Here is a 5,381-nt window from a genome sequence, read left to right as displayed (position 1 = left end):
AATTAGCGGCTCTTTTATTTTTAATTTACCTAGTAAATTAAGCGTTTAACGATGCCATATCAATAACAAAGCGGTATCGTACGTCAGATTTTTCCATACGCTCGTATGCCGTGTTAATTTCGTCAATGTTGATCATTTCGCACTCAGGTAGCACGTTATTTTCACCACAAAAGTCGAGCATTTGTTGCGTCTGTGCAATACCACCAATAAGTGAGCCTGCAATACGACGGCGACCCATTAATAATGGCACCGTGCTTAGCTCATCTACAGGACCAACTTGGCCAACAATAACTAATGTACCATCTACATCAAGTAGCGGTGTGTAAATAGATAAATCATGTTTTACAGGGACTGTATCTATAATGACGTCAAAGGCAGATTGCGAGTCTTTCATTTCGTCATCATTAGATGACACTAAATAGTGCTGAGCGCCTAATTTAACCGCATCATCTTTTTTAGACTCACTACGGCCAATTACCGTAACGCTTGCGCCCATTGCAACTGCATTTTTAACGGCCATGTGACCAAGCCCACCTAGACCAACAACACCAACACGGCTACCTTTTTGTACTCCCCACTTATGAAGTGGCGAATACGTAGTAATACCTGCACAAAGTAGCGGTGCAACGCGTGAAAGGTCTAAATTTTCTGGTACAGAAAGTACAAATTCTTCGCGTACAACAACATGCTTAGAATATCCACCTTGGGTCATTTCACCACTAACGCGGTCTTTGCCTGCGTACGTACCAACCATGCCTTCGCGGCAAAATTGCTCTTCGTCGTTATCACATTGATCGCAACTTTGGCACGAATCAACCATACAACCCACAGCAACTGTGTCGCCTTGCTTATATTTTTTAACGTCGCTACCTACCGACATAACTTTACCAACAATTTCGTGCCCAGGTACTAGCGGGTAGTCACTGCCACCCCAATCATTTCGTACGGCGTGTAAATCTGAATGGCACACACCACAGTATAAAATTTCAATTTCTACATCGTTATTTCGCAAATCGCGGCGCTCAAAAGAAAACTCTGTCAATTCAGAACCTTGGCTTTTTGCTGCATATCCTACTGTCTTCATAATAACTCCATAGTGGTTAAAAATTTAAATCATCAACAGCATAGTCCATAGCCCGTGAATAGAACCTGACAATATAAAATAGGCACAAAAAAGCCCAAACACTGTTTGGGCTCAATCGTTAGTACTAGGGCGCTAAATTTAATTATTTTGCAAGTAAGCTGTTTAGTTCATTAATAATTGAATGAATGCGCTCTGCATTTTTTCCTAAATCACTACGCCCTACTCGCGATTTACTACGAATATCAACAAAACGCTGGCTGCCTTCATCTTTAATACGAATTACCACATCGTCTTTAAAACCAAACCATGTGGTTGTATCAGTAGCTTCTACAATACCTGTAGCCTTGTTTGCACTTACCACTGCAAAACCAAGATTTTTAACTGCTTGTTCGCTTGCTGCCATCAAATCGGCTTTAGATTGTGCAAAGCTTAACGTTGCCAGTTCAGGGTATGCTTTGCGTTGCTGTACTGCCGTTTCTTCACCTGCGTACTCTACTGGATTTGGTGCTTCAACACGCAGTGGCGCAATTGCTACAAATTTTGGTGGGTTAACTAAATCTGTTGAAATATCATGAATTGCCGGTACGCTTTTAGCTTTGTTCATCATGTTAAGTGGCATAGCAATAGCCACAACCGAAAACACAAGCGCAATAACACCACTGCTTAGCGTTAACGTTTTACGCATAAATAACGCTTGTACTATAAGTAGCACCAATGCAGCGCCACCAGCGTAAACACCAAATTTAAAACCAGCAAACGCAGTTCCTAGCTCTACAATACCAAATTTATACAAAGGCCCCGGCAGTATGACGAGTAAAAAGGCGATTAGACTAACTAAGCTCACTAAAACTTTCATTTTATGATTCCTATATTGTGTGATTTTTTATTATTAAAACAATTAAGCACTATTAAACAGTAGCTTATACTACTAACAAGCGCTTTTAGATTACTATTAGCGACTAATTACACAAAAAAGTCCAATGTTGTGTGATCAAAGTTACTCAAGTTTGGAAAAATATCAACAAGCTCAGAGCTTGGCACACCAAACCACTGAGCCAATGTGGCAAAGTACTGCTCATTAGCAACACTTGGAATTAAACGCCCGCCACCGGTATCTTGTGCGCCATCCAAATGTTGAGTTAATAGCTCGCCATATATATTGCCGCCTTTTACTGCGCCGCCCATTACTATTTGGTTCCCTGCCCAACCATGGTCAGTGCCATCGCCATTTGAGGTCAACGTGCGACCAAAATCAGACATAGTAAACGTAGTCACTTTATCAGCCATATCAAGCTCTTTCATCGCACTATCAAATTCACTTAACCCTTGAGCTAACGTATTTAATAAAGCAGGGTGCGTTGTTAATTGGTTGTCGTGGGTATCATACCCCCCCATAGAAACAAAAAACACTTGGCGTTGAGTACTCAACTTTGCCTGTACGCTAATTGTTTTAGCGACTGCGGCAAATTGCTCACTAAGGCTATTATCGCTAAATGGGGTAATAAGTGCAGGCGCGCTTTCTAACGCGCTGTTCATTGCTTGAGTGTTATTTATCGCACTTGTTAAGCCATTGGCATAAGCTGTACTTAACGGATGGCTCGTATTGCCTAGTAAGCGGTTCATAATAGCGGTTACGTGCTCGCTACGAGGTTGATACCCTCCAAACGCGTTAATACTACTAATGCCGCTTTTGTTAAGCGCAAATGCACTCGTTGTACTTCCCGTTTGCCATAGATTAGTACCGTCGAGTGATACATTAGCTGCAAACTCATCTTGTAACTCTAAACGTTCTAAAAGTCGTGCGCCCCAACCACTGTTAAGTGATTGTTTTTCTCGACCATACATCCACGCAGCTTGCTGATCGTTATGCGAAAACAAATGCTTAGGCAAACCTATTGTTTTATTTTTATAGTCATTCAATGTTGTGGGAGCGAGTAAAGTACCTACCCCGCCTATAAATGCTAAATTTTGAGATTCAAACACATTTTGTATCGGTTCAAGTGAAGGATGAATACCTACGCCACCTGCAAACTGGCTTTTAATGCTTAGCTCAAGTGGGCTCTCTACCGCTAGGTTTTGCCTGCTTTGCTTGTACAAACTCCGTTGCTCGCCTTCAAGCGGAACTAGCATATTTAACGAATCATTCCCTCCGTATAAATAAACACACACTAATGCTTTGTAATCACCTAGCTCAACAGCATTAGTCGCTCCAGTTAACGCTTGTAATTGCAGGCTTGTTAACGCGGCGGCCGATATGCTGCCTTTTACACATAACGACAAAAACTCTCTTCTATTAATGCTCATTATGCGCTCCTAATACTGCACGTTAAATTCAGGTGAAATAGCAATCATATATAATAAATACGAAACCCGTTCACGGTATTGCTCTTCATTAAAATAGGCATCTAAATCAAATAATGCTTGGCGAGTGTCACTGCTCATTGCGCCTGCAAAATATAGCGTGTTGTACTGAGTTAATAGCGCGCTAACACCGTTTTTCTCTAAAACATTCATGTCGTCTTGAACATAAACATAAATACCATTTGAATTTAAATCACTGTGCGCTTCTGCGGTACTCCACACTAAACTTGCGTAAAGCGCGTTCATGGTGCCAATCAGTGTTGCATCGTTTGCTATTTGTAATTCTGGCGCAACAATACCTTCATTTCGTAAAGCTGCGGTTTGATAATCAGGCCTAAAAAAGTTAAATACCGAAGCCGACTGCATGGGCCCTTGCCCGTAGCTATTTATTAAATTCCATGTTTTATAATAACCCGCTGGCGATTTAGCATCGAGGTTTCGCCAAAACTGTACAGTCTTTAAAATAGGCTCTTTAATTTTACCTTGGTAATTAAGCACTGAGCCAAAATGCCGCGCTTCATCATCTAAATAAATAGCCTTTACTACCGCCGCTAAATCGCCGCGTACACCAGCACCGTTATCAATAAATACATTAGCTACTCGCTCAACGTATTGAGGTGTTGGATTTGACGTAATTAATCGCTGAATAAGCTGTTTGCTAATAAACGGCGCAACATTTTGATGGTTAAATAAGTTATCAAGCGCTATATGCAATGACTCTTCTGCTGCATAACCTTGTGGTATAACCTCGCCATTTAGTAAGGTTTTTTGTTTACTAGAGTGGTACTCGTCAAACGCTTCCATTGGCTTAATATAATCACGACTTTTACGCTTAAATGTTTCACTATCGGCAAACGTCCAACCTGTAAATACGCGTGCAAAACCCTCTATTTCGTCCTGCCCGTAAGTGGCAATAGTATTCCCTTGGGCATCAAGCTTGGCGCTACCATCTAGGTTTAGCTCTTCAAGGCCAATAGTAAATAATTGCATTACTTCACGTGCGTAATTTTCGTCTGGGCGAATATTAAGTGCATCGTCTGCTTTTTCGTTACCCAAATGGCTTAAGTAAGTTCCCATAATAGGCGAAAGCGTGACATCTTCGAGTAAGTCACGATAATTACCAAAGGCATGCTTTAGTAGCAAATCGTAATAAGTGATCATGCCCTCAGGTTGGCCTCTTAAGGCACTGTTTTCATCCGACACTACTAATATTTCACTTAACGCAAATGCAACACGTTGACGAAGTTGATCGTCACTTTGCATTACTGCCTTCCACCATGCGTCTATGCGGCTTATGTATTTAAAGTCATCATCGTCATTTAACTTTACTAAATAATCACGGTGATAATTAATAGGTAGCGCTATTTGTTTATCAAGCCATTGCTGCTCGCTTAAACCTTGTGCGTTTTGTATTTCACTAAGCTTAGGTCCCATTGTTGCTTGGTGTAGTAACCGTGCGGCGCTAATGTCATCCATATTATTACGTGCAGTAAAGCTTAGCGTTTTTACACTGCTTGCCCCTTCGTTATCGGTTGCTGTTACCGAAAAAGCATAATCAACAGGCTTATAACTTTGCGCATTTAGCAGTGTTACTGAAGTAGTTGTTGCCTCTAAAGTCCCACTAATTAGTTCAGGCCCTTGCGTTTGTTGCCACACAACAGATGTAATAGTGCCGTCTTTATCACTGGCTGTTGCTGTTAGCTCAATTGTTTGGCCTTTACTTACATCACTAGGAATATCAGCGACTGACAAAATGGGGATTTTATTTCCGTTAACGGTTGGCGTATCATCGGAGCCTGAACCACCGCAAGCGCTTAGTATAAAAACCGAGCTTGCGATAAGAGCAAATTTATAATGCATGTAAAGTCGTCATCATTTGTTAATTAAAGTACGTTAGTGTGTACCGAGTTTAATGCATTTATTGAAACACAAAATT

Annotated in this window: 4 protein-coding genes; all 4 read right to left on the bottom strand. The window is 41.1% G+C overall.

Annotation, left to right across the window (positions count from 1 at the left end):
* Nucleotides 1-37: 37 nt before the first annotated feature.
* Nucleotides 38-1,084: an NAD(P)-dependent alcohol dehydrogenase gene (locus tag H5072_RS10940; protein WP_182693538.1), complete on the bottom strand. Its 1,047-nt coding sequence runs from the start codon at nt 1,082-1,084 to the stop codon at nt 38-40.
* Between the two features lie 142 nt (nt 1,085-1,226).
* The gene (locus H5072_RS10935; RefSeq protein WP_182693537.1) at nt 1,227-1,940 is read right to left on the bottom strand and encodes a DUF1499 domain-containing protein; all 714 of its coding nucleotides are present in this window, start codon (nt 1,938-1,940) and stop codon (nt 1,227-1,229) included.
* 107 nt (nt 1,941-2,047) lie between these two features.
* On the bottom strand, nt 2,048-3,388 hold the full coding sequence (locus tag H5072_RS10930; RefSeq protein ID WP_182693536.1) for a DUF1501 domain-containing protein: 1,341 nt from the start codon (nt 3,386-3,388) through the stop codon (nt 2,048-2,050).
* Between the two features lie 9 nt (nt 3,389-3,397).
* Entirely contained in the window at nt 3,398-5,305 is a 1,908-nt protein-coding gene (locus tag H5072_RS10925; protein ID WP_182693535.1) for a DUF1800 family protein, read from the bottom strand.
* Nucleotides 5,306-5,381: the final 76 nt, after the last annotated feature.

It is taken from the genome of Pseudoalteromonas sp. SR45-5 (assembly GCF_014163565.1).
GTDB lineage: Bacteria > Pseudomonadota > Gammaproteobacteria > Enterobacterales > Alteromonadaceae > Pseudoalteromonas > Pseudoalteromonas distincta.
This window is presented reverse-complemented; position numbering and strand designations above follow the sequence as displayed.

Bases quoted from the DNA above. Each gene is read 5' to 3' on its own strand.
- H5072_RS10940 (WP_182693538.1), bottom strand. From the start codon at position 1,084: ATGAAGACAGTAGGATATGCAGCAAAAAGCCAAGGTTCTGAATTGACA.
- H5072_RS10935 (WP_182693537.1), bottom strand. From the start codon at position 1,940: ATGAAAGTTTTAGTGAGCTTAGTTAGTCTAATCGCCTTTTTACTCGTC.
- H5072_RS10930 (WP_182693536.1), bottom strand. From the start codon at position 3,388: ATGAGCATTAATAGAAGAGAGTTTTTGTCGTTATGTGTAAAAGGCAGC.
- H5072_RS10925 (WP_182693535.1), bottom strand. From the start codon at position 5,305: ATGCATTATAAATTTGCTCTTATCGCAAGCTCGGTTTTTATACTAAGC.